The sequence below is a fragment of the Paraplanobispora takensis genome (assembly GCF_016863195.1).
Lineage (GTDB): Bacteria > Actinomycetota > Actinomycetes > Streptosporangiales > Streptosporangiaceae > Planobispora > Planobispora takensis.
In genome coordinates this window covers 91269-117433 of sequence record NZ_BOOK01000029.1, presented here as the reverse complement: position 1 = coordinate 117433, position 26165 = coordinate 91269, and the positions used below count along the sequence as shown (strand labels likewise).

The window sequence follows — 26165 nt, the reverse complement described above, 5'->3', positions numbered from 1 at the left end:
AGGGTATCCCGAATCAATCCACCGGAGAGCGCCTAATAGGGTCGGAGCATGGAATTCCGTCACCTTGGCCGCAGCGGTCTCATGGTCAGCGAGATCAGCTACGGCAACTGGATCACGCACGGCTCCCAGGTCGAGGAGGACGCCGCCAAGGAATGCGTGAAGGCGGCGCTCGACGAGGGGATCACCACCTTCGACACGGCCGACGTCTACGCCGGCACCCGCGCGGAGGAGGTGCTCGGCCGCGCGCTGAAGGGCGTGCGGCGCGAGTCGCTGGAGATCTTCACGAAGGTCTACTGGCCGACCGGCTCCGGCCCGAACGACCGCGGCCTGTCCCGCAAGCACATCACCGAGTCGATCCACGGCTCGCTCCGCCGTCTGCAGACCGACTACGTCGACCTCTACCAGGCCCACCGCTTCGACGTCGAGACCCCCCTCGAGGAGACCCTCAAGACCTTCGACGACCTCGTACGTCAGGGCAAGGTCCTCTACGTCGGCGTCAGCGAGTGGAACGCCGAGCAGATCGCCGCCGCCCTGAAGATCGCCGACGAGATGGGCTTCGACCGCCTGGTCTCCAACCAGCCGCAGTACTCCATGCTGTGGCGGGTCATCGAGTCCGAGGTCGTACCCCTGTGCGAGAAGGAGGGCCTGAGCCAGATCGTCTGGTCCCCGATCGCGCAGGGCGTGCTCACCGGCAAGTACCTGCCGGGCCGGCCGCCGCCCGCGGGCTCCCGGGCCACCGACCCCACCGGCGGCAACTTCATCTCCCGGATGCTCACCGACGAGGTGCTCACCCGCGTTCAGGAGCTCAAGCCGATCGCCGCCGACCTCGGCCTGACCATGGCCCAGCTCGCGGTGGCGTGGGTGCTGCAGAACCCGAACGTGGCCTCCGCGATCGTCGGCGCCACCAGGCCGGAGCAGGTCCGCGACAACGTCAAGGCCGCCGGTGTGAAGCTGGACGCCGAGGTGCTGAAGAAGATCGACGACGCTCTCGGCCCGATCGTCGAGCGCGACCCGGCCAAGACCGTCAGCCCCGCCAAGCGCCCGTAGGCAACCGGCTGCAGAGCCCCGGGATCTCCCCTTCGCCCGGAGATCCCGGGGCTCCGCCGCTTCCGGCGCCGACGGGCCGCGTCGGCTCATCGGCGGCCGTGCCGGCTCATTCGGGGCGCAGCGACATCCCCTCGTACTCCGGCCGGCCGTCCTCCAGGAGACTGACCTGCTCCACCCCGGCCTCCAGCAGCTGACGCCAGTTCTCACCGAGCCAGGACTCCGCGTCGGCCTGGTTCGGGAACGTGTCGGCCGGCAGGGCCCCACCGGCCAGCTCGCCACCGTCAGCGTTCTCGTAACGCCAGCGCCACGTCATTCCACACGCCCCTCTCGCCGGTTGTCGCCGTCGCCCTTGACGGCTCAGCGAACCCTACTATCCCCCGATCTTCCAGCTCCGACTCCGGGATCGCGCCACCCGCGTCCCCTCTCCCGGTCACCCGTGCCCTCCCGTTCCGCACGCTCCTCCCCGGCGGCGGTCCCGTCCAGCCCGCCGGCCCCCGAGCGGCCGGGGTCCCGCCCCGGGCGTGCGACCCTTGCGGGGTGAAAGTCCTGATCGAGGGGACGGCCGGGCCGCTCGGCTGGCCCGTCCCGGGGTGCGGCTGCGCGTCCTGCGCCCGCCGGCCCTCCCCCCGCCGGCCCTTCGGCGCCGTCGCCGACGGTCGCGCACCGCTCCCGCCGGACGGCGGCGCCGTCGTCCTCCCCGACGGCACGCGACTGCTGTACGCGCCGGCGGGCTTCGACCCCGCGGACGCCCCCGCCGGGGACGGGCCCTGCGACCTGGTGCTGATCGACGTGCTGGACCGGCCGGAACGGCTGGGCGAGCTGCGTCGCCGGGGTCTGGCCGGGGAGGGCACCCCGGTCGTGGCCGTGGGGATCGACCACCGGGTGCCGTCCGAGGCCGAGCTGGAGCGCAGGCTCGCGCTGTGGGGGGTACGCGCCGTACCCGACGGCACGGTGCTCGACACCCGCGAGGCCGCGCCCGCCCGGCCCCCGCAGCCGCGCCGGACGCTCCTGCTGGGCGGGTCGCGCTCGGGCAAGTCGGCCGAGGCGGAGCTGCGGCTGCTGGCCGAGCCCGAGGTCGTCTACGTGGCGACCGGGCCCTCCGGCGGGGACGACCCGGAGTGGCTGGCGCGGGTACGCGGCCACCGGGAGCGCCGCCCGGCCTGCTGGGAGACGGCCGAGACCACGGATCTGACCGGACTGCTGCGGACCTCGCGGGCGCCGCTGCTCATCGACGGTCTCGGCACCTGGATCGCCGCCGTCTTCGACGAGTGCGGGGCGTGGGAGGGCGGCGCGGCGGCCCGGCAACGGGTGGACGCACGCTGCGACGAACTGGTGGCCGCGTGGCGGGAGACGCGCTCGCGCGTGGTGGCCGTCTCCGACGAGGTCGGCCTGGGCGTGGTCCCGGCCACCTCCAGCGGCCGGGCCTTCCGCGACGCCCTGGGCCGGCTGAACCAGCGCCTGGCCGCCGAGTCCGAGGACGTCGCCCTGGTCGTCGCCGGCCGCCTCCTCCCCCTCCCGATCTGACCCCGCCCCTCGCCTCCTCCCCCTCCCGATCCGACCCGCCCCCCGGCCGGCTCTCCCCTGCCGGCCCGGTCCCGTCCGGCCCTCGGCCACCTCCTCCCTGCCGGCCCGGTCCCGTCGGGCCCCGGCGACCGCTCCCCCTCGGCGCGCCCCGTACCTGCCCGGCTCCCCCGGCGGGACCGGCGCTACGATCACCGCTTGTGCCCGAGACACCGCCCCCGGAGGGTTCCCAGGACCCGGACGGCCCGGACGCCACAGGGAACGGGCCCGCGGACTCCCCGGGACCGGACGCTCCCGGGCGGCCGTCCACGCTCGCCGACGGGTTCCGGCTGGCGGTCGGTACGCTGACCGTCTTCCCGGTACGGCCGGGCGTGGTCGACCGCCGGGCCGGAGGCCGGGCGATGGTGCTCGCCCCGCTGGTGGGGGCGGCGCTCGGGGTGGCCGCCACGGCCGTGCTGGTGGCCGCGCTGTGGCTGGGGATCTCCCCGCTGCTCGCCTCGGCGCTGGCCGTGGGCACGCTCGCACTGCTCACCCGGGCGCTGCACCTGGACGGGCTGGCCGACCTGGCCGACGGGCTGGGCAGCGGCAAGCCCGCGGACCGGGCCCTGGACATCATGAAGCGCTCCGACATCGGCCCGTTCGGCGTCGTGACGCTCGTCCTCACTCTGCTGGTCCAGGTGGCGGCGCTGACCGAGGCGGTGACGGCGGGAGCCGGGCCGCCCGCGCTGGTGACGGCCTGCGTCGCCGGACGGCTGGCGCTCACCTGGGCCTGCCGCGAGCACGTGCCCGCCGCCCGGCCCGGCGGGCTCGGCTCCATGGTGGCGGGCACCGTACGGCGCGGCCCCGCGCTGGCCGCCACCGTGCTCTCGCTCGCGGGCGTGGCCGTCCTGGCCTCCGCGTTCCGCCCGGGGGCCCTCGGCGCACTGCCCGCGGCGGCGGTGGTCGCGGGCCTGCCGGCGGCCTGGGCGCTGCGGCGCAGGGCGGTGCGGCGGCTGGGCGGGATCACCGGGGACGTGCTCGGCGCGCTCGTCGAGACCGCCACCGCCGCCGCGCTGGTGGTCTGCGCGGCGGTATGGTGACGCGCCGCCGCCAGACCCCGCGAGACGGGAGCCCGTGGCGGCGCGGCCGAGGACTCTCCCCGGTCAGGTGGTGACCGGGGCGGACGACCGTACCGGCCGGCGGGCGAACAGCACCGCGGAGATCACCGCCAGCATGGCCGAGCCGACCAGCCCGGTGATCCCGGCGACCGCGAGGTTCGGCGGGGCGGCGGCGTCGCCCAGCAGCAGGGGCAGACCCGCCGAGGCGTTCAGCGCGCCGTGGCCGACGACCGCGGGCCAGACGCTGCCGGTGCGGAGCCTGAACCAGCCGAGCAGCGTCCCGTAGGCGACGCAGAAGACGACGAACATCGGCGCGGCCCAGGCCCCGAGCTCGGGGTAGTTGTAGCCGCGCAGGGTCAGCGGGGCGTGCCAGGCGCCCCAGATCACCCCGGACAGCAGCAGCGCCCGCGCGGTGCCCAGCGGCATCAGGCGCGGCAGCAGCCAGCCCCGCCAGCCCCACTCCTCGCCGAACGCGGCGATCGAGTTGATCAGCGGGGCGACCGTCACCGCCGAGACGGCCTGTACCGCGGCCAGGACCGCCGGGTCGACCGGGATCTCCTGCCCGGGGGTGGCCTGCGCGAGGGTCTGCCGGTACAGGCCGAGCCCGGCGAGGTCCAGCGTGAGCAGCCCGAGGGCGGCGCTGAGCGCGATCGCCGCGACGGTCAGCAGCGGGGTGCCGAACCAGGCGAGCGCGAATAGGGCGATCGTGCGCCTCCTGTTCTCCCCCAGGGTCAGGCCGGTCCGCGCGGCCCACTCGCGCCGGGCCGTGCCGGGAAGCCCGCGCCGCCTGCCGTACAGCCACACGGCCAGCACCCCGAGCGCCGGGGTGAACATGATCGCCACACTGATCGCGGCGGCGGGCGGGGAGCCGAGGGCGACCTCCCCCACCCAGAAAGGGAGCGCGAGCAGCCAGGACAGGCCGAACGCGACGAGCAGGAACAACCGGAGGTCCGGGGAACGGCGTGGCACGAGGGCACCTTCCTTCGGGCACGGGGAACCGGCCTCCCCGGTCGGGACGGGGCGGCGGAGCACGGGGAGGCGGGTCGGAGGTCGCCGGCCCCGGCGGCGTAGACGTTCAGGAGCCGGGGTCTCCGCGGTAGACGTTCAGGGGCCGGCGGTCTCGGCGGCAGGCGTTCAGGAGCCGGCGGTCTCGGCGATGTAGGCGTTCAGCAGGGCGGCGCCGCGCTCGGCGTCGTCGGCGGAGACCGCGAACTCCCCTCCTCCGGTGCGGCGGATGACCAGGACGTCGCCGCCGCGCAGCATGAGGGTGGTCCGCCCGCTGCCGGGCACGACGCGGATCCCCCAGCCGCCGACCTCGGCGGGGCTGCGCCGCTCCGCCCAGGCCGACTCGATCGCGTCGGCCGGGGTACGGCGGGCGGGCCGGCCCCACGGCCCGAACCCGACGCGCAGGCCCTCCGCGTCGACCCTGGTCTGGACCGTGGCCGTGGCCACCCCCATCAGCCCGATGGGGATGGAGACGGCCAGGGCGATCCAGGCGGCGGTGGCCTCCAGCACGCCCAGCACGGCGAGCCCGGTGATGACCATCGCCGCCAGCAGGGCCGTGGTGGTCAGGCCGATCAGCCAGGGGTTGGAGACCCGGCTCACCCAGACCGCGCGCTGCCCGGGCCGGAGCCGCATGATCGGCTTGTCCGCCGACGACCGGTCCGGGACTCGGTCCGGCTCACCCCGGCCGAGGTAGCCCGCGAGCACGCCCGCCGCGGCGCTCGCGGCGATCACGACGGCGACGTGCCACCCGGGCAGCAGCGCCTCGTGCCAGGTGGCGGCGTCGAGATTGGCGTTGAGGGTGACGGCCTGCATGCCGAGCGCGAACACCGCTCCGCCCAGCAGGAAGCCCCACCAGTGCACGCGGGGCAGCCTCGCGCGCAGGACCGCGCCGTGCAGCGCGGAGCCGAGCAACCCGGCCCAGATCACCGCCCACAGGGCCACGGAGAAGACCAGGGCGACGCCGAAGGACGCGTTCCCGTCGGGGACGGATCCACCGCTCCAGTGGGTGGCCAGCGGGTCGGGCAGGCGGTCGCGGAGCATCAGGGGCGCCGCGACCAGGACCGCGGTGACGAACGAGCCCCAGACGGCGGCGACGGTGACCGCGCGGCCCCGCGAGGGGACCGGCGCAACCGCACCCGGGGCGTTCCGGCCGGGTGAGAAGACGGGCATGCTTCCTCCTGTCCGAGAGGCGGGGGCGTTCCGGTCCGCGGCGTTCCGGTCGAGGGCGGGCGCGGTCATGAGAGCTCCCTGATGATGTGGATCACTTCTTCCGGGCCGTAGCCGTACCGGTCGGCCTCGGCGAGCAGCTCACGCGCCGCCTCCACCAGCACCGCGTGGGCGTCGGGACGGCCGAGCACGCTGACGCCGCGACCGCGGCGGAACTCCAGCAGGCCCTCGTCGCGCAGGTCGCGCAGCGCGCGCAGCACCGTGTTGGCGTTGATGCCGAGCGCGCCCGCCAGATCGCGGGCGGGCGGCAGGCGGTCCCCGGGCGCGTAGGAGCCGTCGGCGATGGCGCGACGGATCGCCCCGGCCACTTGTTCATGCAGGGGGCGGAGGTCGTTCAGATCCAGAGTGAGCAACATGGTGCTATCGACAATAGCACCATTCTAGAAATGGAGCCAATCCGATTAGCATCATTCCCGGATTACCTATAGGTAGGATGAACCCGCGTTTCCGTATACGAGGCGGCGAGGACTAGCATCTCCTTACGTGACCACTGTGCGGCTGAACCCAAGTGACAACGTCGTCTCTTTCGACACCGATGCGCTGGTCGTCGGGATCCACACCGGCCCGGAGGGCCTGCGGGCCGCCCCGGGCGCCGAGGGGCTCGACGAGGCGCTCGGCGGCAGACTGGCCGCAACTCTCGACGCCGTGGGCGTCAAGGGCAAGCCCGGCGAGATCGCCAAGGTCCCGACCTTCGGCGCCCTCACCGCTCCGCTCCTGGTCGTCGTCGGTCTCGGCGACGCCCCCGGGGGCGACTACGACCCCGAGACCCTCCGGCGCGCCGCGGGTGTCGCGACCCGCGCCCTGGCCGGGACCGCCCGCGTGGCGCTCGCCCTGCCCGCCGCCTCCGCCGAGCAGGCCGGCGCCCTGGCCCTGGGCGGGCTGCTCGGCGCCTACTCCTTCACCAAGTACCGGACCGGCGAGCAGCAGGTCGTCCCGGTGTCCGAGCTGACCGTGCTGAGCGGGGCCGACGGCGCCGAGGCGGCCGTCGAGCGCGCCTCCACCGTCGCGGCCTCCGTCTCCCTGGTCCGCGACCTCGTCAACACCCCGCCGTCGGACCTGTGGCCGTCCCGCTTCGCCGAGATCGCCGAGCAGACCGGCACCGAGGTGGGATTGTCGGTCGAGGTCCTCGACGAGACGGCCCTCAAGGAGGGCGGTTACGGCGGCATCGTGGCCGTCGGCCAGGGCTCGGTCAACCCGCCGCGCCTGGTCCGCCTGGCCTACAGCCACCCGGAGGCGGCCAAGACCGTCGCCTTCGTCGGCAAGGGCATCACCTTCGACTCGGGCGGCCTGTCGCTCAAGCCGACCACCTCCATGGACTGGATGAAGTCGGACATGGGCGGCGCGGGCGCGGTCTTCGGCGCGCTCGTCGCGATCGCCAGGCTGGGCCTGAAGGTCAACGCGGTCGGTTACCTCTGCCTGGCGGAGAACATGCCCAGCGGCACCGCCCAGCGCCCCTCCGACGTGTTCACCAGCTTCGCGGGCAAGACCGTGGAGGTGCTCGACACCGACGCCGAGGGCCGCCTGGTCCTGATCGACGGCATCGCCAGGGCGGGCCAGGACGACCCGGACCTGATCGTCGACATCGCCACGCTCACCGGCGCGCAGATCGTCGCGCTCGGCTGGCGTACGGCGGGCGTCATGGCCAACGACGACGCGCTGCGCGAGGAGGTCGTCGCGGTGGCGGGCGAGCAGGGCGAGGCCGCCTGGGGCATGCCCCTGCCGGAGGAACTGCGCAAGGGCCTCGACTCCCCCGTCGCCGACATCGCCAACCTGCACCCCGAGCGGTTCGGCGGCATGCTCACCGCGGGCATCTTCCTGCGGGAGTTCGTGCCGGACGGCGTCAAGTGGGCGCACATCGACATGGCCGGGCCCGCCTTCAACAAGGGCGAGCCGCACGGCTACACGCCGAAGGGCGGGACGGGTGCGATCACCCGGACCCTCGTCGGCATCGCCGAGCGTTACGCGGGCTGAGCGCCCCCGTCCGTCCCGCCCCTCAGGCTGGGCGGACGGGGCCCGCATCCGCCCCGCGCAGCGGGGCACGAGCGGCGCGGACAAGTGAAAAGATGCGGTTGCCGGGGCCGGGCCGACAGCGAGACCTCGGTGGCATACCAATCCGACAAGGAGCATTCCTGTGGCTGATGGCAGCGGCCCCTACGACATCGTCATCCTGGGCGGAGGCAGCGGCGGCTACGCCTGCGCCCTCCGGGCGGCGGAACTGGGCAAGACGGTCGCCCTGATCGAGAAGGACAAGATCGGCGGTACGTGCCTGCACCGGGGATGCATCCCCACCAAGGCCCTCCTGCACTCGGCGGAGGTCGCCGACGAGACCCGGGAGAGCGCGAGTTACGGCGTCAAGGCACGTTTCGAGGGCATCGACGTCCCCGCCGTCCACACGTTCAAGGACAAGATCGTCACTCGCGCCTGGAAGGGCGTGCAGGGCCTCCTCAAGAGCAAGGGCATCACGATCATCGAGGGTGAGGGCCGTCTCGCGGGCCCGAACCGCATCGCCGTGGGCGACACGATCTACGAGGGCCGCAACATCGTGCTGGCCACGGGCTCGGCGCCCAGGTCGCTGCCCGGCCTGGAGATCGACGGTGAGCGGATCATCACCAGCGAGCACGCGCTCAAGCTGGACCGCGTGCCGGCCTCGGTGGTCGTGCTCGGCGGCGGCGTCATCGGCGTGGAGTTCGCCAGCGTCTGGCGCTCCTTCGGCGCCGAGGTGACCATCGTCGAGGCCCTGCCCCACCTGCTCCCGCTGGAGGAGGAGTCCAGCTCCAAGCTGCTGGAGCGGGCCTTCCGCCGCCGCGGCATCAAGCAGGAGCTGGGCGTCTTCTTCGAGGGCGTCAAGACCACCGACACCGGCGTGGTCGTCACCCTCGCCAACGGCAAGACCATCGACGCCGAGCTGCTGCTGGTGGCCGTCGGCCGCGGCGCCGTCTCCTCCGGCATGGGCTTCGAGGAGGCGGGCATCGCGATCGAGCGCGGCACCGTCGTGGTGAACGAGCACTGCCAGACCAGCGTCCCCGGCGTCTACGCGGTCGGCGACCTCATCCCGACCCTGCAGCTGGCGCACGCCGGCTTCGCCGAGGGCATCATGGTGGCCGAGCACATCGCCGGCCTCAACCCGCCCGCGATCGACTACGACGGCATCCCGCGCATCACCTACTCCGACCCGGAGGTCGCCTCGGTCGGCATCACCTCGGCCCAGGCCCGGGAGCGCGGCTACGAGGTCGTGGAGGCGACCTACGACCTGGCGGGCAACCCCAAGAGCCAGATCCTCGGCACCCAGGGCGCGGTCAAGATCATCGCCCAGAAGAACGGCCCGGTGCTCGGCGTGCACATGGTGGGCCGCCGCATCGGCGAGCTCGTCACCGAGGGCCAGCTGATCTACAACTGGGAGGCCCTGCCCTCCGAGGTCGCCCAGCTCATCCACGCCCACCCGACCCAGTCCGAGGCCATCGGCGAGGCGATGCTCGTCCTGGCCGGCAAGCCGCTGCACGTCCACAACTAGCCGAAGCCCTCACTCGAAAGCGCGAGAGAAGACACCATGCCGAAGTCCGTACAGATGCCCCAGCTCGGCGAGAGCGTCACCGAGGGCACCGTCACCCGCTGGCTGAAGAAGGAGGGCGAGCGCGTCGAGGCCGACGAGCCGCTCCTCGAGGTCTCCACCGACAAGGTCGACACGGAGATCCCGTCCCCGGCGGCGGGCATCCTCACGAAGATCATTGTCGCCGAGGACGAGACCGTCGAGGTCGGCACCGAGCTGGCCCTGATCGACGAGAACGCCACCGAGGGCGCCGCCGCCCCGGCCGAGCCCGAGCCGGCCCCGCAGGCCGCCCCGGAGCCCGAGCCGGAGCCGGCCCCGCAGGCGCCGATCTCCTCGATCCCGCAGCCCGCCCCGCAGGCCCCGGCCCCGCAGGCTCCCGCGCCGCAGGCCGCCCCCGCCCCGCAGGCGGCCGCGCAGGCCCCGGCTCCGCAGGCCCCGGCCCCGCAGGCCCCGGCACAGCCGGCGGCCCCCGCCCCGGCGCCCGCGCCGTCCTCCGGTGAGAGCCCGTACGTCACGCCGCTGGTCCGCAAGCTCGCCGGCGAGCACAACGTGGACCTCGACAGCCTGAACGGCACCGGTGTCGGCGGCCGCATCCGCAAGCAGGACGTGCTGGAGGCCGCGCGCGCCCAGCGCGAGCGGGCCGCCGCCCCGGCCCCGCAGGCCGCCCCGGCTCCGGCCCCGCAGGCCGCGGCCCAGGAGCAGCCCGCCGCCGCCCAGGCTCCCGAGCCGGTCGAGGTGGACACGACCCTGCGCGGCCGTACCGAGAAGATGTCCCGCCTGCGGCAGACCATCGCCAAGCGCATGGTCGAGTCGCTGCAGGTCTCGGCCCAGCTCACCACCGTGGTCGAGGTCGACGTCACCAAGATCGCGCGGCTGCGCGACCGGGCGAAGGCCGAGTTCCAGCGGCGCGAGGGCGTCAAGCTCTCGTTCATGCCGTTCTTCGCCCTGGCCACCGTCGAGGCGCTCAAGCAGCACCCGAAGCTGAACGCCACGATCAACAGCGAGACCAACGAGGTGACCTACTTCGACGCCGAGCACCTCGGCTTCGCGACGGACACCGAGCGCGGCCTGCTCGTCCCGGTCATCAAGAACGCCGGCGACCTCAACATCGCCGGCCTCGCCCGTAAGATCGCCGACCTGGCCGAGCGCACCCGGGCCAACAAGGTGAGCCCGGACGAGATCACCGGCGGCACGTTCACGCTGACCAACACCGGCAGCCGCGGCGCGCTGTTCGACACGCCGATCCTCAACCAGCCGCAGGTCGGCATGCTGGGCACCGGCGCGGTCGTCAAGCGCCCGGTCGTCGTGGACACCCCCGAGGGTGAGGTCATCGCCGTGCGCTCGATGGTGTACCTCGCGCTCAGCTACGACCACCGCCTGGTCGACGGCGCCGACGCCGCCCGCTTCCTGGTGACGGTCAAGCGCCGTCTGGAGGAGGGCCGCTTCGAGAACCAGCTGGGCCTCAACGCCTAGTCCTCCTCGACGCCCACGGGCCGGTCCGCATCCCGCGGGCCGGCCCGTCCCGTTCCCGGGCGCCCGTCCCGTCCCCCGGCACCCGTCCCGTCCGCGGGCAACCGGCGCGGTCCGCCTCCCGAAGGGGACGGTGGAGGTCGGTTACATTGGGGAACATGACGATCATCGTGACGGGGTCCTCGGGGCTGCTGGGTTCGGCCCTGGTCGGCGCGTTGCGGGCCGACGGCTCCCGGGTGGTCAGACTGGTACGGCGGGCGCCGCAGGGCGGCGACGAGTCGTTCTGGAACCCGGCCAAGGGGCTCATCGACCCGGCCGCCCTGGAGGGCGCGCAGGCGGTGATCCACCTCGCCGGCGCGGGCGTCGGCGACCGCCGCTGGAGCGAGGAGCACAAGCGCGAGGTCATGCGCAGCCGGGTGGACGGCACCCGGACGCTGGCCGGGGCGCTGGCGAAGCTCTCGGCCCCGCCGGGGGTGTTCCTGTCCGGGTCCGCGATCGGCTACTACGGCGACACCGGCGACCGCGAGGTGGACGAGTCGAGCCCCTCCGGCGAGGGCTTCATGGCCGAGGTGGTCCGGGCGTGGGAGGCCGAGGCGGAGGTCGCCGCGGCGGCGGGCATACGGACGGTGCTGCTGCGCACCGGGCTGGTGCTGAGCCGCGAGGGCGGCATGCTGACCCGGATTCTGCCGATCTTCAAGCTCGGCCTGGGCGCGCCGCTCGGCTCGGGCGGGCAGTACTGGTCGTGGATCTCCGTCGAGGACTGGGTGGAGGCCGTACGGCACCTCCTGCGGACCGAGGAGGTCGAGGGTCCGGTGAACCTGACCGCGCCGGAGCCGGTGACCAACGCCGAGTTCACCAGGGCCCTGGGCCGGGCCGTGCACCGGCCCACGATGCCGCTGGCGGTTCCCGGGCCCGTGCTGCGCGCCGCGATCGGGGAGTTCGCGCAGGAGGGCGTGCTGGCCGGGCAGCGCGTGATACCCCGGCGCCTGGTGGGGACGGGCTACGCGTTCCGGCATAACCACCTCAACGACGCACTCTTCGCCGTACTCTAGGGGCGCAGTTCGTACGGAGAGTCATCGGGAGATCACGCATGAGCAGGTCAGGTCAGTCCCACATCCTCGCGATCGGCGGCGGTTCGTTCCGCCCGTCGGCCCGTTACGGGTTCATCGAGGCCAGCGCCCTGCTGCGCTACGGTCTCGACCTGACCGGCCAGGACCGTCCACGACTGGGACTGCTGGCCACCGCGACGGGTGACGACTCGGAGTGGCTGCTGAAGATGTACGGGGCGTTCCGCGACTGGGACGTCGAGGTCAGCCACCTGACCGTTTTCCCGATGCCCAACGTGGAGGATCCGCGCGAGTGGGTCCTGAGCCAGGACATGATCTACGTCAGCGGCGGCAGCGTGGCCAACCTCGTGGCGCTGTGGCGGCTGCACGGCCTGGACGACGTCTTCGAGGAGGCCTGGCGGGCGGGTGTGGTCCTGGCCGGGCAGAGCGCGGGCGCGCTGTGCTGGCACGTGGGCGGCAACACCGATTCCTTCGGGCCGACGCTGCAGGCGTGGGCGGAGGGCCTGGCCATGCTGCCCTACTCCTGCGGCGTGCACTACGACTCCGACCCCCAGCGCCGTCAGCTGCTGCACGCCTCGGTGGCCTCGGGCGAGCTGCCCGGCGGCTACGCCGCCGACGAGGGCGTCGCCCTGCACTACGTGGGCACCGACTTCATCCAGGCCGTCAGCGTGAGCCCCGACGGCTACGCCTACAAGGTCGAGCTCGACGGGGCCGGCGGGGTCAAGGAGTTCCGCATCGAGCCCCGGCTTCTCATGTCGTGACGGCGAGCGGGTCAACTAGTCTTTGTCCGTGAGCGAGCTGGCGATCGTCCGACTTGGCGTCGATGTCCCCTATGAGCAGGCATGGGACCTCCAGCGGCGGATCCACGCCCGGAGGGCGGCCGGGGAGATGCCCGACGCCTGCATGATGCTCGAACACGCTCCGGTCTACACGGCGGGCAGACGTACGGCCGCGCACGAGCGGCCCTCCGACGGCACCCCGGTCATCGACGTCGACCGGGGTGGCCGGATCACCTGGCACGGCCCCGGCCAGCTCGTCGGCTATCCCATCATCCGGCTGGGCGAGCGGCTGGACGTCGTCGCCTACGTCCGGCTGCTGGAGGAGGTCCTCATCCAGGTCTGCTCCGACTTCGGGGTTCAGGCGCGCCGGGTCGAGGGCCTCAGCGGGGTGTGGGCGCCGGGCGACGCCTCCCACGGCCTGCCCGACCGGCAGGTGGGCGCGATCGGCATCCGGGTCACCCGGGGCGTCACCATGCACGGTTACTCCCTCAACTGCGTCAACGACCCGAGCTGGTACAACCGGATCGACCCCTGCGGGATCAGCGGCGCCGGGGTCTCCTCGCTGTCGGCCGAGACCGGCCGCCGGATCGTGGTCGACGACGTCATGCCCTACGCCGAGAAGCGCCTGGCCGAGGCGCTCGGCATGCAGTCCTTCGACCTGCCGGAGGAGGATCTCTTCCGGCGCTGACCCGGGGCGTGCCGGACTCCGCGGAGACGTAGGATAATCCGGTGACCCCCTGGCGATCCCAGGTTCCGCAAAGCGTAGGGTGATACACGTGAGCGAGCGCAGCGAGCGAACCGACCGGCACCACAGCAGCCTGGTCGTGCGACCGGCGAAGGAGGAAGCATGACCGTTTCCCCGGATGGCCGCAAGCTCCTCCGCCTGGAGGTTCGCAACGCCGAGACCCCCATCGAGAAGAAGCCCGAGTGGATCAAGACCCGGTTCCGCACCGGTCCCAACCACACCGAGCTGCGGGCGCTGGTCAAGCGCGAGGGTCTGCACACCGTCTGCCAGGAGGCCGGCTGCCCCAACATCTCCGAGTGCTGGGAGGACCGCGAGGCGACCTTCCTCATCGGCGGCGACCAGTGCACCCGGCGCTGTGACTTCTGCCAGATCGACACCGGCAAGCCCAAGGAGTACGACACCGACGAGCCGCGCCGCGTGGCCGAGTCGGTCCGCCAGATGGGCCTCAACTACGCCACGGTGACCGGCGTCGCCCGTGACGACCTGCCCGACGGCGGCGCGTGGCTGTACGCCGAGACCGCCCGGCAGATCCACGCCCTGCTGCCCGGCTGCGGCGTCGAGCTGCTGGTCCCCGACTTCAACGGTGACGACGCGCAGCTGGAGGAGGTCTTCTCCGCCCGGCCCGAGGTGTTCGCGCACAACATCGAGACCGTGCCGCGGATCTTCAAGCGCATCCGCCCAGCCTTCCGCTACGAGCGCTCCCTGGAAGTGATCACCAAGGCCCGCCGGGCCGGGCTGGTGACCAAGTCCAACCTGATCCTGGGCATGGGCGAGGAGCCGGAGGAGGTCGTCCAGGCCATGCGCGACCTGCACGAGGCCGGGTGCGACCTGCTGACCGTCACGCAGTACCTCCGGCCCACCCCGCGCCACCACCCGGTGACGCGCTGGGTCAAGCCCGAGGAGTTCGTGCAGTTCCAGAAGGACGCCGAGGCGATCGGCTTCGCCGGGGTCATGTCCGGCCCGCTGGTCCGCTCCTCCTACCGGGCCGGCCGCCTGTACAAGCAGGCCGTCGAGGCCCGCCAGCACGCGTAGACGCCCGCGGACGGAAGGGCAAGGGCCCCGCGCACCCGCGCGGGGCCCTTGCCGTTAACCCGGCCCGGCAGCGCGTGCAACGATCCGATCTCGGCGCCTACCGGACGCTCGGTATGCAGAGTGAGACTGGCGCCGTGGACATCGAAGAACTGATCGCGAAGCTCGATCTGCGTGCCAAGGTGCGCCTGCTGACCGGGGCGGACACCTGGTCGCTGCCGGCGATGCCCGAGATCGGGCTCGATCGGCTGGTGATGAGCGACGGCCCGATCGGGGTGCGCGGCGAGCAGTGGACCGCCGCCGACCCCTCGATCGCCCTGCCCAGTCCCACCGCGCTGGCGGCGACCTGGGACCTCGCGCTGGTCCGCCGGGCCGGGCGGCTGCTCGCCCAGGAGGCCCGGCGCAAGGGCGTGCACGTGCTGCTGGCCCCGACCCTCAACCTGCACCGCAGCCCACTGGGCGGGCGCCACTTCGAGTGCTTCTCCGAGGACCCGTACCTGACCGGTGAGATCGGCGCCGCCTACGTCGAGGGCGTGCAGGAGGGCGGCGTGGCCACCACGCCCAAGCACTTCGTGGCCAACGACTTCGAGACCGAGCGGTTCACGGTCAGCGTGAAGGTGAGCGACAAGACGCTGCGCGAGGTCTATCTGGCGCCGTTCGAGCGGGTGGTGCGGGCCGGCGCCTGGGGCGTCATGGCCGCCTACAACGCGGTCAACGGGATCACGATGACCGAGCACCGGGCCCTGCAGCGGGACCTGCTGAAGGGCGAGTGGGGCTTCGACGGCTTCGTCGTCTCCGACTGGACCGCCGCCCGCTCCACCGAGGCCACCGCCGAGGGCGGCCTCGACGTCGCCATGCCCGGCCCGTCCGGCCCCTGGGGCGGGAAGCTGGAGGCCGCCGTCCGCGAGGGCCGCGTCCCCGAGGAGATCGTCGACGACCAGGTCCGCCGCGTCCTGCGCCTGGCCCGGCGCGTCGGCGCCCTGAAACCCCCCGGCGCCGGCACGGCGGGCGATGCCGTGGACGTTTCCGGGACCTCCCCGCACGACGCCGCTCTCTCCGGCGCCTCCCCGCAGGAGGCCACTCTCTCCGCCGCCGACGCCGCCGGTGCCTCCCTCTCCCCCGGCGCCGGTACGGCGGGCGGCGTCGCGGACGTCCCCGGCGCCGGCCGTACGGCGATCGACGGGGTGGCGCTCGCCAGGGAGGTGGCCGCGCGGTCGTTCACGTTGCTGCGCAACGAGGGCGGGCTGCTCCCGCTCGAGGGGATCCGGAGTGTGGCCCTGATCGGGTCGGCGGCCGGGGAGGCCAGGATCATGGGCGGGGGCAGCGCCCGGGTGTTCCCCGACCGGATCGTCTCGCCGCTGGACGGCCTGCGCGCCCGGGAGGGCGTCGAGGTCCGCCACGCCCGCGGCACCGATCCCCGGATACGGCTCGCGCCGCCGGCCGGCCCGGCCCGCGTGCTGTTCCTGGACCCGGAGGGGGAGGTCCTGGCCGAGCACCCCCTGGCCGCCGCCGAGGTGCGCCGGCTCGGCCGCCTGCCCGCGGACGTGGACGGCGAGCGCCTGGCCGCCGTGGAGATCCGCCTCAGCCACACCCCCGTCGCCGGCGGCGAGCACGAGTTCTCGGTCACGGGCGCCGGGGCGTACACCCTGACGGTCGACGGCGCCACGGTCCTCGACGAGGTCCTCGTCCCCGACGGCGGCGATCCCGGCGCCGCCTTCCTGTCCCCTCCGGAGCGGCGGGTCGCGGTCGCCCTCACCGAGGGCGTCCCGGTCGAGCTGAGCCTGCGGCATCGGACCGGGACGGTCGGCGGCATGGTCTTCGTGGCGTTCGCCCTGGGCCACGCCGCCCCCTCCCCCGGCGACGACGCGCTCATCGCCGAGGCCGTGCGCGCCGCGGCGGACGCCGACGTGGCCGTGGTGGTCGCCTCGACCACGCCGGAGGTCGAGAGCGAGGGCTTCGACCGCACCGGCCTGGCGCTGCCCGGACGCCAGGACGAGCTGATCGCGAAGGTCTCCGGGGCGAACCCGCGCACGATCGTGGTGGTCAACGCCGGATCCCCGGTGGAGATGCCGTGGCTGGAGCGGGTCCCGGCGGTCCTGCTGACCTGGTTCCCCGGCCAGGAGGCCGGCGACGCGCTGGCCGACGTGCTGTTCGGTGACGTGGAGCCGGGCGGCCGGCTGCCCACCACCTGGCCGGCCGCCCAGGCCGACGTGCCCGTGCTGGAGGTGACCCCGGTGGAGGGGGAGGTCGCCTACGACGAGGGCGTCTTCATCGGCTACCGCGCCTGGGAGCGCGCGGGACGCGAGCCCGCCTTCTGGTTCGGGCACGGCCTCGGGTACACCACCTGGTCCTACGGCACGATCACCGCCACGGCCAGGACGGTGAGCGTGGCGGTGACCAACACCGGGCGGCGCCCGGGCCGGGAGGTCGTGCAGTTCTATCTCTCGCCCGTGGAGCGCGACCCCGGACGACCCGCCCGCTGGCTGGCCGGCTTCGACGTCGTCGACGCCGAGCCGGGCCAGACGGTGATCACGACGGTCACTCTGCCCGAGCGCGCCTTCCAGGTGTGGACGGGCGAGGGCTGGAGGACCGTCTGCGGGGACTACACGGTCGAGGCGGGCCGCAGCGTCGCCGACCGGCCGCTCGGCGCCGTGGTGTCCGTCTGAGCCTCGCCGGACCCGCTCGCCGGACCCGCCGGGGTCAGCCGCGCCCGCCGTACCCCGCCGTGGCCCGTCGCATCCCGTCCGCCGGAGCCCCCTCGCGCCTCCGCGGGCGGGATCGGGGCATGCGATCGAAGGTCACGTTTTCATTTCTTGACTCCGGGATTTGTATCCTTCATACATGGCGAAGAAGCCGGAAAACCCGGAGAGCATGGGGCGCATCAAGCAGCTCCGCATGATCGCGCAGATCATCAAGCAGGCCAACCCGAAGGGTATGCCGATCGTCTACGCCTCGGCGCTCGGCACACTCGTGCTGTTCGTCGTGCTGGGCCTGGTCACGGGCTGGTGGCCGCTGTACATCATGGGCGTCATGCTGGCTCTCACCGTCGGCCTGGTGGTCTTCGGTCAGCTCGCCCAGAAGGCGCAGTACTCCATGCTGCAGGGTCAGCCGGGTGCCGCCGCCGCGATCCTGCAGGGCATGCGGGGCAACTGGGAGGTCACCCCGGCCGTCGCCGTCAACCGCGACCAGGACATCGTGCACCGCGTGGTCGGTTACCCGGGGATCATCCTGGTCTCCGAGGGCCCGGGCACCCGGGTGCAGAAGATGCTCGTCGCCGAGAAGAAGCGGGTCCAGCGGATCGCGCTCGACGTGCCGGTCTACGACGTCCAGGCCGGCGACGGCGAGGGCCAGATCCCGATCGGCAAGCTCCAGCGGCACCTGATGAAGCTGCCCCGCAACCTCAAGAAGCCGGCCGTCTACGAGATCAACAACCGGCTCAAGGCGCTCCCGCAGACGCTGCCGATGCCCAAGGGCCCGCTGCCGCGCGGGGCGAAGATGCCCCGTCCGAAGATGCGCTGATGTCGCCGGAGGGGGTCGGCCGTCACCGGGTCGACGCCACGGCGACCTCGCGGGCCAACCGCGGCTGGTGGGACGACGCGGCCGACGACTACCAGGCCGAGCACGGCGGGTTCCTGCGCGACTCCGGTTTCGTCTGGTGCCCCGAGGGGCTCGACGAGGCCGACGCGCGCCTGCTGGGCGACGTCGAGGGCAGGGACGTGCTGGAGATCGGCTGCGGCGCGGGCCAGTGCGGGCGGTGGCTGGCCGGCCGGGGCGCCCGGGTGGCCGCCTTCGACCTGTCCTTCCGCCAGCTCCAGCACTCGCGCCGGATCGACCTCGACCTCGGCACGCCGCTCCCCGCGGTGCAGGCCGACGCCGAGTCCGTGCCCTTCGCCGACGAGTCGTTCGACCTGGCCTGCTCGGCGTACGGCGCGCTGCCGTTCGTCGCCGATCCGGCGGCCGTGTTCGCCGAGATCCGCCGGGTCCTGCGGCCCGGCGGCCGTTTCGTCTTCTCCGTCAGCCATCCGGTCCGCTGGGCCTTCCCCGACGATCCGGGGCCCCGCGGCCTGACCTCCGACCGGTCCTACTTCGACCGCGCGCCGTACGTGGAGTTCGACGCCGGCGGACGGCCGAGCTACGTCGAGCACCACCGCACGATGGCCGACTGGGTGGGGCACATCGTGGCGTCGGGGCTGGTCCTGACGGCGCTGACCGAGCCGGAGTGGCCCGAGGGGCACGACCGGGTGTGGGGAGGCTGGAGCCCGCTGCGCGGCCGCCACCTGCCCGGCACCGCGATCTTCACCTGCGAACGGCCCGCCTGAGATCCGCGGGCCGGGGGCCTCTTCGCGCGCGGCCGGGGCGTCACACGGGCACGACCGTCACAGGCACACGACCGTCACGCCGCACGACCGTCACGCGCGCACGACCACGGTGTTCGCCGCGCGGTCGTGCAGGCCGCGCTGGTCGCGGTCCCAGATGAGCGCGGGCACGGCCAGGCACAGCAGCAGGCTGCGCAGTACGGCCGGCAGGAAGCCGGGGTTGCCCCCGTCGAGGGCGGCGACCCGGATGCCCAGCAGGCGCATGCCGAAGGTCATCCCCATGGTCCCCACCAGCAGGATGTTCACCAGCCCGAAGACGACCAGGGGGACCCACCCCTGCTCGGCGGGATTGATCCGCAGCAGGCCCTGGGCGATCGCCCAGGTGCAGATCATCCAGTCGATCAGCAGTGCGCCGATCCTGCGGCCGAACCCGGCCACCGCGCCGCTGCCCTCCTCGGGCAGCCCGAGCCGCTGTCCCGGGTAGCCCAGGTCGACTCCGGCCGACCTGACGCCGCCGAGCCAGGTCTGGGTCCAACGGGGCTGCTGCCTGCTGCTCATGTCCCCACCGTATCCGCCGGTGGGGCCGCCCTCTAACCCGCCCGAACCTGTTACCCGGATGAGGCGAAAGCCGTACATCATATGCACCGGCAGTCCCTTTAATCACTTTCGTTGCGGAGCACCCCCCAGTGTCAGATAACGACCTCGACGAGCGTTTCAACGCCCTCATGGAGCAGATCGACCGGCAGGAGCGCCGGAAGATGAGGAAGACGGCCGAGCGGGAGTGGGCTCACCTGCCCCGCTTCAGGCGCCGTCGCAGGTTGCGGATCACCGCGGCGGTGGCGGCCGTGGCGGTCGCGGGCGCCGGGGCGTTCGTCGCCTGGCGCCCGGAGGTCCTGGGACAGGCCGGTACGGCCCTGACAACCGCCCTGGCCGACGCCGTGCCCGAGGACGCCGACCGCGCCTTCGGGCCGGTCCCCGAGGAGACGACGCCCGTCGAGAGGGAGCCGGTCGCCGTGTCCCCCTTCGAGGGCTCCCCGGCGATGAAGTACGCCGACGGGGAGAAGGGCCTGACGATGCCGCGCCCCAAGGCGATGGGCGGGCTGAGCAAGAAGGAGGTCGCCGCCGCGCTCAGCCGTACCAGGGCCCTGCTCAAAGCCGCCCACCTCGATCGGCGTGTCCTGCTCAAGTCCGGGTCCAAGCCCTTTGCCGAACTTCTGGACCCCGGGGACCGGGTGTGGTTCCTGAAGAACCTCGACCGGAAGAAGACGAAGAAGAACAAGAAGGACTACTACAACACCCGCTATCTGCTGACCAGCTTCGCCCCCAGGACCACCGAGCTCGTCACCGACGTGATCAAGGTGCGCGGCAGGACCACGCTCTCCCCCTCCCGGGAGAACGGGTATCCGGGCGTCCGGGTCAAGGTGAACTACCTGTTCGTCTACGCCGTGCGGCGGCCGGGGCAGCCGGAGACCGCCATGCGGCTCGTCGCCCACAGCAAGCGTGAGTTCTTCGCCTACCGCGAGAACGGCAGGCCGGCGATCTGGCTCAAGCGGTGGAACAACAGCGTCGCGGGCGCCCGCTGCGACGTCGACGACGGTTTCGTACGCCCGTCCTACGACGACGCTCCCCTGGATGAGGAGGCGGCCAAGGCGACCGGCGCCCCGGTCGATCCGTACGACCTGGAGCAGAGGGACATCGAGGGCTGCGGGAGGACGACCGGAACGTGAAACCCGGGCAAAAGAAGGGTTTCTCCCCGTCTCACCCGGCCGGGGAGGGCTACCGTGGGATGCTCCCCCTTAACACGAGTGAAACAAACGAGACACGGGGCGGTAACGGCACAGGCCTACTTTCGGTCCGATAGCCCGTGCCCCTTGGGAGGTTCGCGTGTTCAACTCCGCCGACGGCGTCCTGAATTTCATCAAGGACGAAGGAGTTCAGTTCGTCGATGTCAGGTTCACCGACCTGCCCGGCACGACGCACCACTTCACCTTCCCCGCCGAGAACTTCGGTGCGAACGTCTTCTCCGACGGACTGATGTTCGACGGCTCCTCGATCCGCGGCTTCCAGGCCATCCACGAGTCGGACATGCTGCTGCTGCCCGACCCGTCCACGGCGGTGCTGGACCCCTTCCGCGACCACAAGACGCTCAACATCAACTTCTTCGTGCACGACCCGCTGACGGGTGAGGCCTACACCCGCGACCCGCGCAACGTGGCCCGCAAGGCCGAGGAGTACCTCCGGGGCACCGGCATCGCCGACACCGTCTACTTCGGCCCCGAGGCCGAGTTCTACATCTTCGACGACGTGCGGTTCCAGACCAGCGCCCACGAGAGCTACTACCACATCGACTCCATCGAGGGCGCCTGGAACACCGGCAAGGCCCAGGAGGGCGGCAACCTCGGCTACAAGCCGCGCTACAAGGGCGGCTACTTCCCCGTCCCGCCGATGGACCACTTCACCGACCTGCGCTCGGAGATGGTCCGCCGGCTCATCGAGGCGGGCATCGAGGTCGAGATGCAGCACCACGAGGTGGGCACCGCCGGCCAGGCCGAGATCGACTTCAAGTTCGGCACGCTGCTGAAGACCGCCGACAACCTGATGCTGTACAAGTACATCATCAAGAGCACGGCCCTGGAGTACGGCCACACGGTCACCTTCATGCCCAAGCCGATCTTCGGTGACAACGGCTCCGGCATGCACTGCCACCAGTCGCTGTGGAAGGACGGCTCGCCGCTGTTCTACGACGAGGTCGGCTACGCGGGCCTGTCCGACACCGCCCGTTACTACATCGGCGGCCTGCTCAAGCACGCCCCGTCGCTGCTGGCCTTCACCAACCCGACGGTCAACTCCTACCACCGCCTGGTCCCCGGCTACGAGGCCCCGGTCAACCTGGTCTACTCCCAGCGCAACCGCTCGGCCTGCATCCGCATCCCGATCACGGGCTCCAACCCCAAGGCCAAGCGCATCGAGTTCCGCGTGCCGGACCCGTCCTGCAACCCCTACTTCGCCTTCTCGGCCATGCTCATGGCCGGCATCGACGGCATCCGCAACAAGATCGAGCCGGTCGAGCCGGTCGACAAGGACCTCTACGAGCTGCCCCCGGAGGAGGCCCGCAACATCCCGCAGGTCCCCGGCTCCCTGCCCGAGGTGCTCGCCGCCCTGGAGGCCGACCACGAGTACCTGCTGGAGGGCGGCGTCTTCACCGCCGACCTGATCGAGACCTGGATCGCCTACAAGCGCGAGAACGAGGTCGACCCGATCCGCCTGCGCCCGCACCCGCACGAGTTCGAGCTCTACTACGACGTCTGACCGGTCGCCGCGCGGCGGTGCCGTACGTCGGGAATCGGAAGCCCGTGGGAAGGTCCTGCACCTTGCCGCGGGCTTTCCGCATGACGGGTTTTCCGCATGGCGGCTTTCCTTGGCGGACGGGGTGGACAGGGGCCGTGTCTTCGGCGATCATTCGTGGGTTCACGAACAATCGTTCGATGGGTTCGCGTCCGGACGCCGACCGCGTTCGTGCCGGAACACGTCGAGGAGGACACCATGGGCATGATCCACATCGATCTGTTCGCGACGCTCGACCTCGTCGGTCAGGCGCCGGGTGACCCCGAGGAGGACCCCGACGGTTTCCCGTTCGGGGGATGGCAGGCACCCCTGTTCGACGAGACGGTCGGCCGGCAGATCGGCGCCGGGATGGAGGGCATGGACGCCCTGCTCCTGGGCCGCAGGACCTACGACATCTTCGCCGCGTACTGGCCGGACCAGGTCGACGGCGTCGACGGCGGGATCGCCACGCTGTTCAACGGCATCCCGAAGTACGTCGCCTCACGGGGCAATCCGGACCTGAGCTGGGCGGGCTCGACGCAACTGGGACCCGACCTGGCGGGCGCCGTACGCGAGCTGCGTGACAAGCACGAGCACGTCCACGTGATCGGCAGCCTGAACCTGGTGCAGACCCTCCTGCGCGAGCGCCTCTTCGACCGGCTCGACCTGTGGATCTTCCCCATCACGCTCGGCGTCGGCAAGAAGGTGTTCGACGGCGGTGCGGTCCCCGCCAGCCTGGTGCTCCTCGAACCGCCCGTCGCCTCACCCAAGGGCGCCGTGCTCCTGCGGTACGGCCTCGGCGAGGGAACCCCCGTCACCGGGGACATGCGACGCGAAGACCGCGGCCTCGGCCCGGGCTGATCAGCTCACGTGCGGCCCGAAGCCGCCGCGGGAGCGGGCTCCTCACCAGTCGCGGGCGGCGACCAGTTCCTCCGCGTCCGCGTCGGTGAACCCGTATGCCTGCGCCACGAACCAGAAGTGGTCGCAGATGATCTCCCGCCCGACGGTGTCGATCATGCTGCCGGCCGCCTCGAACTCCTCCTGCAGGTCGTTGAACTCCTCCGTCGCGGGCTTGGTGAGGGCGTACAGCGCCGCCAGGTCCGACGGCCGCTCGGCCTCGATCCGCTCGCACAGCCTCAGCAGGATCGCTCCGCCCTTGTCTACGACGTGGTCGGGGAAGTATCCGTCGCCGTACATCTCCTTGAGAAAGACATGGCCGAGCACCTGCTGGTTCGTGAGCGGCATCGCGATCTCCCATCTTCACCGTGGAACTCTTCACCGTGGAACGACGTCCCGCATCCTGCACCACGCCACCGACAAACACCGCGCCACCGCAAACCCGGCTCACCGCAGCCGTGCCCCGGGCCGGTCACGGCGTCAGGAACGGCAGAGCGTGCCCTCGGCCGGGACCTTCCCGTCGAGCAGGTAGGCGTCGGCGACCTTCGTCGTGCAGGCGTTGACCCCGTAGGCGCCGTGCCCCTCGCCCTCGGACGTGACCAGGACGGCGGTCCCGAGCTGCGCGGTCAGCTTCGGCCCCCACGCGTACGGCGTGGCCGGGTCACCGGTCGTGGCCACCACCACGATCGGGGCCGAGCCGGTGGCGTCGACCTTCTTGGCCAGGTCGCTGCCGGCGAACGGCCAGCGCGCGCAGAGACTGCCGAGGCCGGCGCCGCCGAACATGGGGGCGATCTTCCTCGCCGCTGCCTCGGTCCCGGCCAGTTCGGCGGCGCCGGGCCGTTCGGTGCTGTCGGCGCAGCTGATGGCCGGGAAGCTGGTGAGCATGGTCGAGTAGGTGCCGTCGGCCCTGCGGCCGGTGTAGCTGTCGGCCATGGCCAGCAGGAGGCGGCCGTCGCCCTTGAGTGCCGCGCTCAGCGCCTGCTCCAGCACCGGCCAGGCCTGCCGGGAGTACAGCGCCGCCCCGATGCCGGTGGTCGCCAGCGTCTGGTTGAGCTCCCGCCCGCCCACCTTCAGCGGCTCGGAGTCCAGGCGCTTCCACAGTGCCCCGACCGTCTTGCCCGCGGTCTTGCGGGTCGCACCGAGCGCGCACCTGCCCGCGCCCTTGGCGGCGCAGTCGGCGAGGAACGCCTCGTACGAGCGCTGGAACCCTCTCATCTGGTCGAGAGTGCGCTGCCGGAAGGAGAGTGTGGGGTCCAGCGGGGCGTCCAGCAGGAAGCGGCCCACCTGCTCGGGGAACATCGTGGCGTAGACCGCGCCCAGATGCGTGCCGTACGACATGCCGAAGTAGTTCAGCCCGTCCTCGCCCAGCGCCGCGCGCAGCTGCTCCAGGTCCTGGGCCGCGTCGACGGTGCCCACATGCGGCAGGATCGGGCCGGAGGTCTTCTGACAGGCCCGGACGAACTCCGCCGTGGCCCGCCTGAGCCGGGCCCGTTCGGCCGGGGTGTCCGGGGAGCCGTCGGCGGCGTTGTACTTCTCCATCTCCCCGGCGCCGCCGCACCGCACGCCGGAGCTGCGCTCCACCCCTCGCGGGTCGAAGGAGACCAGGTCGTAGCGGGCGTTCAAGGCGGTATAGGCCGGGGCGGCCAGAGGGAGGATGTCCACGCCGGAGCCGCCGGGGCCGCCGAAGTTGAACACCAGCGACCCCAGCCGCCTGCCCGGGCCGGTGGCCTTGACGCGGATCAACGCCAGATCGACGGTCCCGCCCCGGGGATCCGCATAGTCGAGGGGGACGGTGAGCGTGCCGCACTCGGTGCCCGCGGGGAGCTTGCGGCCCTCGGCGGGCCGCATGCCGGCGCACGACCCCCAGGTGATCCATCCCTGGCCGGTGGCGCTCGGGCCGGTGCTCGCCGCCGCAGCCGGGCCACCGGTGGCGACCAGGGACAGTGCCAGGGGCAGGGTCGCGGCCATCGCCGTGATCTTCGCGGGGCGCGGGAGGGCTCTGTTCATGGCCTGGAACTCCTGAGGAAGTCGATGAGATGCGGTTTCCTTCAGGAAAGATCCTGTCCCGCCCCTCCTGCGCACGGACAGTCGCCGATATCACCGGACGCTTGTGGATCTTGCAGGCGAGCGCGGTGACAAATGTCATCCGGCGGCGTAGGCGGGGCGGGCTCCGCGGACGTTGAGCATGATGGCGTAGACGGAGGTCGAGGCGGTCATGAACAGCCAGTTGCGCTTCAGCCCGCCGAAGACCAGGTTGGAGGTCTTCTCCGGGAGCGGGAGCCTGCCGATCAGCGTGCCGTCGGGGGTGAAGCAGTGCACGCCCTCGTGGGTGGCGGCCCAGATGCGGCCGGTGTCGTCGAGCCTGATCCCGTCGAAGGAACCGGCCGCGCACTCGGCGAGCACCTTGCCGCCCGACAGCGTGCCGTCGTCGTGCACGTCGAAGGCCCGCAGGTGCTTGCGGCGGGTGTCGGCGACGTAGAGCTGCCGCTCGTCCGGGGAGAAGGCCAGCCCGTTGGGGCGGACGAAGTCACCGGCCACCAGGCGCACCTCGCCGGTGACCGGATCGGCGCGGTAGACGTTGTCCGCGCCGATCTCGCTTTCGGCGCGGTGTCCCTCGTAGTCGCTGGTGATGCCGTAGGAGGGGTCGGTGAACCAGATCGAGCCGTCGGACCTCACCACCACGTCGTTGGGGCTGTTGAGGCGTCTGCCCTCCCACCGGTCGGCGATGACGGTGATCGAGCCGTCGTGCTCGGTACGGGTCACCCGCCGGTTGCCCTGCTCGCAGGAGATCAGGCGGCCCCGGGCGTCCAGGGTGTGGCCGTTGGCGTATCCGGCCGGGACGCGGAACGGGCCCACGGCGCCGGTCAGCTCGTCCCAGCGGAGCATGCGGTCGTTGGGGATGTCGCTCCACAGCAGATAGCGGCCCGCGGGGACGTACACCGGTCCCTCGGCCCAGCGGCAGCCGTGGTGGAGGCGCTCGATCCGCTCGTCACCGCCCACCGTGGCGAAGCGCTCGTCCAGGACGTCGAACTCGGCCGGGACGGTCTCCCTCGTGAACTCTGTCATGAGAAGAGCAAACATCGCCGAATGCAGT

At 72.4% G+C, this 26165-nt stretch carries 24 protein-coding genes; 16 read left to right on the top strand and 8 right to left on the bottom strand.

Annotated features, from left to right (window positions below):
* Positions 1-48 precede the first annotated feature (48 nt).
* Positions 49-1047 carry an aldo/keto reductase family protein gene (locus tag Pta02_RS19390; RefSeq protein ID WP_203876273.1) on the top strand — a complete coding sequence of 333 codons (999 nt, stop codon included), beginning with the start codon at positions 49-51 and terminating at the stop codon, positions 1045-1047.
* Between the two features lie 106 nt (positions 1048-1153).
* On the opposite strand, the gene Pta02_RS19385 is transcribed toward Pta02_RS19390, so the two are convergent.
* Positions 1154-1360, bottom strand: a complete 207-nt coding sequence (locus Pta02_RS19385; RefSeq protein ID WP_203876272.1) for a hypothetical protein — start codon at positions 1358-1360, stop codon at positions 1154-1156.
* A 224-nt stretch (positions 1361-1584) separates the two neighbouring features.
* Here Pta02_RS19385 and Pta02_RS19380 point away from each other — a divergent pair, with 224 nt between their 5' ends.
* The gene (locus Pta02_RS19380; RefSeq protein WP_203876271.1) at positions 1585-2571 is read left to right on the top strand and encodes a bifunctional adenosylcobinamide kinase/adenosylcobinamide-phosphate guanylyltransferase; all 987 of its coding nucleotides are present in this window, start codon (positions 1585-1587) and stop codon (positions 2569-2571) included.
* 197 nt (positions 2572-2768) lie between these two features.
* Positions 2769-3647 (top strand): adenosylcobinamide-GDP ribazoletransferase, encoded by an 879-nt coding sequence (locus Pta02_RS19375; protein ID WP_239130942.1) that lies wholly within the window; start codon positions 2769-2771, stop codon positions 3645-3647.
* A 63-nt stretch (positions 3648-3710) separates the two neighbouring features.
* Here Pta02_RS19375 and Pta02_RS19370 read toward each other — a convergent pair whose 3' ends face one another.
* The 3 genes from Pta02_RS19370 to Pta02_RS19360 form a co-directional block, all read right to left on the bottom strand.
* Entirely contained in the window at positions 3711-4634 is a 924-nt protein-coding gene (locus tag Pta02_RS19370) for a CPBP family intramembrane glutamic endopeptidase (RefSeq protein WP_203876270.1), read from the bottom strand.
* A 165-nt stretch (positions 4635-4799) separates the two neighbouring features.
* Positions 4800-5840 (bottom strand): hypothetical protein, encoded by a 1041-nt coding sequence (locus tag Pta02_RS19365; protein ID WP_203876269.1) that lies wholly within the window; start codon positions 5838-5840, stop codon positions 4800-4802.
* A 65-nt stretch (positions 5841-5905) separates the two neighbouring features.
* A complete protein-coding gene (locus Pta02_RS19360) occupies positions 5906-6253 on the bottom strand; it encodes a GntR family transcriptional regulator (RefSeq protein WP_203876268.1) in 348 nt (115 codons plus the stop codon).
* A gap of 127 nt (positions 6254-6380) precedes the next feature.
* Here Pta02_RS19360 and Pta02_RS19355 point away from each other — a divergent pair, with 127 nt between their 5' ends.
* The 10 genes from Pta02_RS19355 to Pta02_RS19310 all read left to right on the top strand — a co-directional run bounded on the left by Pta02_RS19355 (position 6381) and on the right by Pta02_RS19310 (position 18853).
* Positions 6381-7868 carry a leucyl aminopeptidase gene (locus tag Pta02_RS19355; RefSeq protein ID WP_203876267.1) on the top strand — a complete coding sequence of 496 codons (1488 nt, stop codon included), beginning with the start codon at positions 6381-6383 and terminating at the stop codon, positions 7866-7868.
* A gap of 160 nt (positions 7869-8028) precedes the next feature.
* Positions 8029-9408, top strand: coding sequence for a dihydrolipoyl dehydrogenase (gene lpdA, locus Pta02_RS19350; RefSeq protein WP_203876266.1), 1380 nt, complete (start codon positions 8029-8031; stop codon positions 9406-9408).
* Between the two features lie 36 nt (positions 9409-9444).
* A complete protein-coding gene (gene sucB / locus Pta02_RS19345; protein WP_203876265.1) occupies positions 9445-10917 on the top strand; it encodes a 2-oxoglutarate dehydrogenase, E2 component, dihydrolipoamide succinyltransferase in 1473 nt (490 codons plus the stop codon).
* Between the two features lie 155 nt (positions 10918-11072).
* A complete protein-coding gene (locus tag Pta02_RS19340) occupies positions 11073-11966 on the top strand; it encodes a TIGR01777 family oxidoreductase (RefSeq protein ID WP_203876264.1) in 894 nt (297 codons plus the stop codon).
* A 38-nt stretch (positions 11967-12004) separates the two neighbouring features.
* Positions 12005-12742 (top strand): Type 1 glutamine amidotransferase-like domain-containing protein, encoded by a 738-nt coding sequence (locus tag Pta02_RS19335; RefSeq protein ID WP_203876263.1) that lies wholly within the window; start codon positions 12005-12007, stop codon positions 12740-12742.
* 28 nt (positions 12743-12770) lie between these two features.
* A complete protein-coding gene (lipB, locus tag Pta02_RS19330; protein ID WP_203876262.1) occupies positions 12771-13448 on the top strand; it encodes a lipoyl(octanoyl) transferase LipB in 678 nt (225 codons plus the stop codon).
* 159 nt (positions 13449-13607) lie between these two features.
* The gene (lipA, locus tag Pta02_RS19325) at positions 13608-14537 is read left to right on the top strand and encodes a lipoyl synthase (protein WP_203876261.1); all 930 of its coding nucleotides are present in this window, start codon (positions 13608-13610) and stop codon (positions 14535-14537) included.
* Between the two features lie 134 nt (positions 14538-14671).
* The gene (locus tag Pta02_RS19320) at positions 14672-17200 is read left to right on the top strand and encodes a beta-glucosidase family protein (RefSeq protein WP_239130940.1); all 2529 of its coding nucleotides are present in this window, start codon (positions 14672-14674) and stop codon (positions 17198-17200) included.
* Positions 17201-17375: 175 nt separating this feature from the next.
* On the top strand, positions 17376-18053 hold the full coding sequence (locus Pta02_RS19315) for a DUF4191 domain-containing protein (protein ID WP_203876259.1): 678 nt from the start codon (positions 17376-17378) through the stop codon (positions 18051-18053).
* Entirely contained in the window at positions 18053-18853 is an 801-nt protein-coding gene (locus Pta02_RS19310; RefSeq protein ID WP_203876258.1) for a class I SAM-dependent methyltransferase, read from the top strand. The genes Pta02_RS19315 and Pta02_RS19310 overlap by 1 nt, the downstream gene beginning before the upstream one ends.
* 90 nt (positions 18854-18943) lie before the next feature.
* Here Pta02_RS19310 and Pta02_RS19305 read toward each other — a convergent pair whose 3' ends face one another.
* Positions 18944-19408: an RDD family protein gene (locus tag Pta02_RS19305; protein ID WP_203876257.1), complete on the bottom strand. Its 465-nt coding sequence runs from the start codon at positions 19406-19408 to the stop codon at positions 18944-18946.
* 128 nt (positions 19409-19536) lie between these two features.
* Between Pta02_RS19305 and Pta02_RS19300 the strand changes: the two genes are divergently transcribed.
* The 3 genes from Pta02_RS19300 to Pta02_RS19290 all read left to right on the top strand — a co-directional run bounded on the left by Pta02_RS19300 (position 19537) and on the right by Pta02_RS19290 (position 23035).
* Complete coding sequence (locus tag Pta02_RS19300) at positions 19537-20577, top strand: hypothetical protein (RefSeq protein WP_203876256.1); 1041 nt, start codon at positions 19537-19539, stop codon at positions 20575-20577.
* A gap of 157 nt (positions 20578-20734) precedes the next feature.
* The gene (gene glnA, locus Pta02_RS19295; protein WP_203876255.1) at positions 20735-22159 is read left to right on the top strand and encodes a type I glutamate--ammonia ligase; all 1425 of its coding nucleotides are present in this window, start codon (positions 20735-20737) and stop codon (positions 22157-22159) included.
* Positions 22160-22399: 240 nt separating this feature from the next.
* Complete coding sequence (locus Pta02_RS19290; protein WP_239130938.1) at positions 22400-23035, top strand: dihydrofolate reductase family protein; 636 nt, start codon at positions 22400-22402, stop codon at positions 23033-23035.
* Positions 23036-23077: 42 nt separating this feature from the next.
* Here the strand turns inward: Pta02_RS19290 and Pta02_RS19285 are convergent, their stop codons facing one another.
* The 3 genes from Pta02_RS19285 to Pta02_RS19275 form a co-directional block, all read right to left on the bottom strand.
* A complete protein-coding gene (locus Pta02_RS19285) occupies positions 23078-23419 on the bottom strand; it encodes a DUF5713 family protein (protein ID WP_203876253.1) in 342 nt (113 codons plus the stop codon).
* Between the two features lie 132 nt (positions 23420-23551).
* Positions 23552-25078, bottom strand: a complete 1527-nt coding sequence (locus Pta02_RS19280) for an alpha/beta hydrolase (protein ID WP_203876252.1) — start codon at positions 25076-25078, stop codon at positions 23552-23554.
* 135 nt (positions 25079-25213) lie between these two features.
* The gene (locus Pta02_RS19275) at positions 25214-26137 is read right to left on the bottom strand and encodes an SMP-30/gluconolactonase/LRE family protein (RefSeq protein ID WP_203876251.1); all 924 of its coding nucleotides are present in this window, start codon (positions 26135-26137) and stop codon (positions 25214-25216) included.
* Positions 26138-26165: the final 28 nt, after the last annotated feature.

Excerpts from the sequence above, each read along its gene's own strand:
- sucB (WP_203876265.1), top strand. The coding sequence starts at position 9,445 with ATGCCGAAGTCCGTACAGATGCCCCAGCTCGGCGAGAGCGTCACCGAG.
- Pta02_RS19360 (WP_203876268.1), bottom strand. The coding sequence starts at position 6,253 with ATGTTGCTCACTCTGGATCTGAACGACCTCCGCCCCCTGCATGAACAA.
- Pta02_RS19285 (WP_203876253.1), bottom strand. The coding sequence starts at position 23,419 with ATGCCGCTCACGAACCAGCAGGTGCTCGGCCATGTCTTTCTCAAGGAG.
- Pta02_RS19390 (WP_203876273.1), top strand. The coding sequence starts at position 49 with ATGGAATTCCGTCACCTTGGCCGCAGCGGTCTCATGGTCAGCGAGATC.
- Pta02_RS19335 (WP_203876263.1), top strand. The coding sequence starts at position 12,005 with ATGAGCAGGTCAGGTCAGTCCCACATCCTCGCGATCGGCGGCGGTTCG.
- lipA (WP_203876261.1), top strand. The coding sequence starts at position 13,608 with ATGACCGTTTCCCCGGATGGCCGCAAGCTCCTCCGCCTGGAGGTTCGC.
- Pta02_RS19385 (WP_203876272.1), bottom strand. The coding sequence starts at position 1,360 with ATGACGTGGCGCTGGCGTTACGAGAACGCTGACGGTGGCGAGCTGGCC.
- Pta02_RS19275 (WP_203876251.1), bottom strand. The coding sequence starts at position 26,137 with ATGACAGAGTTCACGAGGGAGACCGTCCCGGCCGAGTTCGACGTCCTG.
- Pta02_RS19310 (WP_203876258.1), top strand. The coding sequence starts at position 18,053 with ATGTCGCCGGAGGGGGTCGGCCGTCACCGGGTCGACGCCACGGCGACC.
- Pta02_RS19305 (WP_203876257.1), bottom strand. The coding sequence starts at position 19,408 with ATGAGCAGCAGGCAGCAGCCCCGTTGGACCCAGACCTGGCTCGGCGGC.
- Pta02_RS19280 (WP_203876252.1), bottom strand. The coding sequence starts at position 25,078 with ATGAACAGAGCCCTCCCGCGCCCCGCGAAGATCACGGCGATGGCCGCG.
- Pta02_RS19340 (WP_203876264.1), top strand. The coding sequence starts at position 11,073 with ATGACGATCATCGTGACGGGGTCCTCGGGGCTGCTGGGTTCGGCCCTG.
- Pta02_RS19315 (WP_203876259.1), top strand. The coding sequence starts at position 17,376 with ATGGCGAAGAAGCCGGAAAACCCGGAGAGCATGGGGCGCATCAAGCAG.
- Pta02_RS19365 (WP_203876269.1), bottom strand. The coding sequence starts at position 5,840 with ATGCCCGTCTTCTCACCCGGCCGGAACGCCCCGGGTGCGGTTGCGCCG.
- Pta02_RS19290 (WP_239130938.1), top strand. The coding sequence starts at position 22,400 with ATGATCCACATCGATCTGTTCGCGACGCTCGACCTCGTCGGTCAGGCG.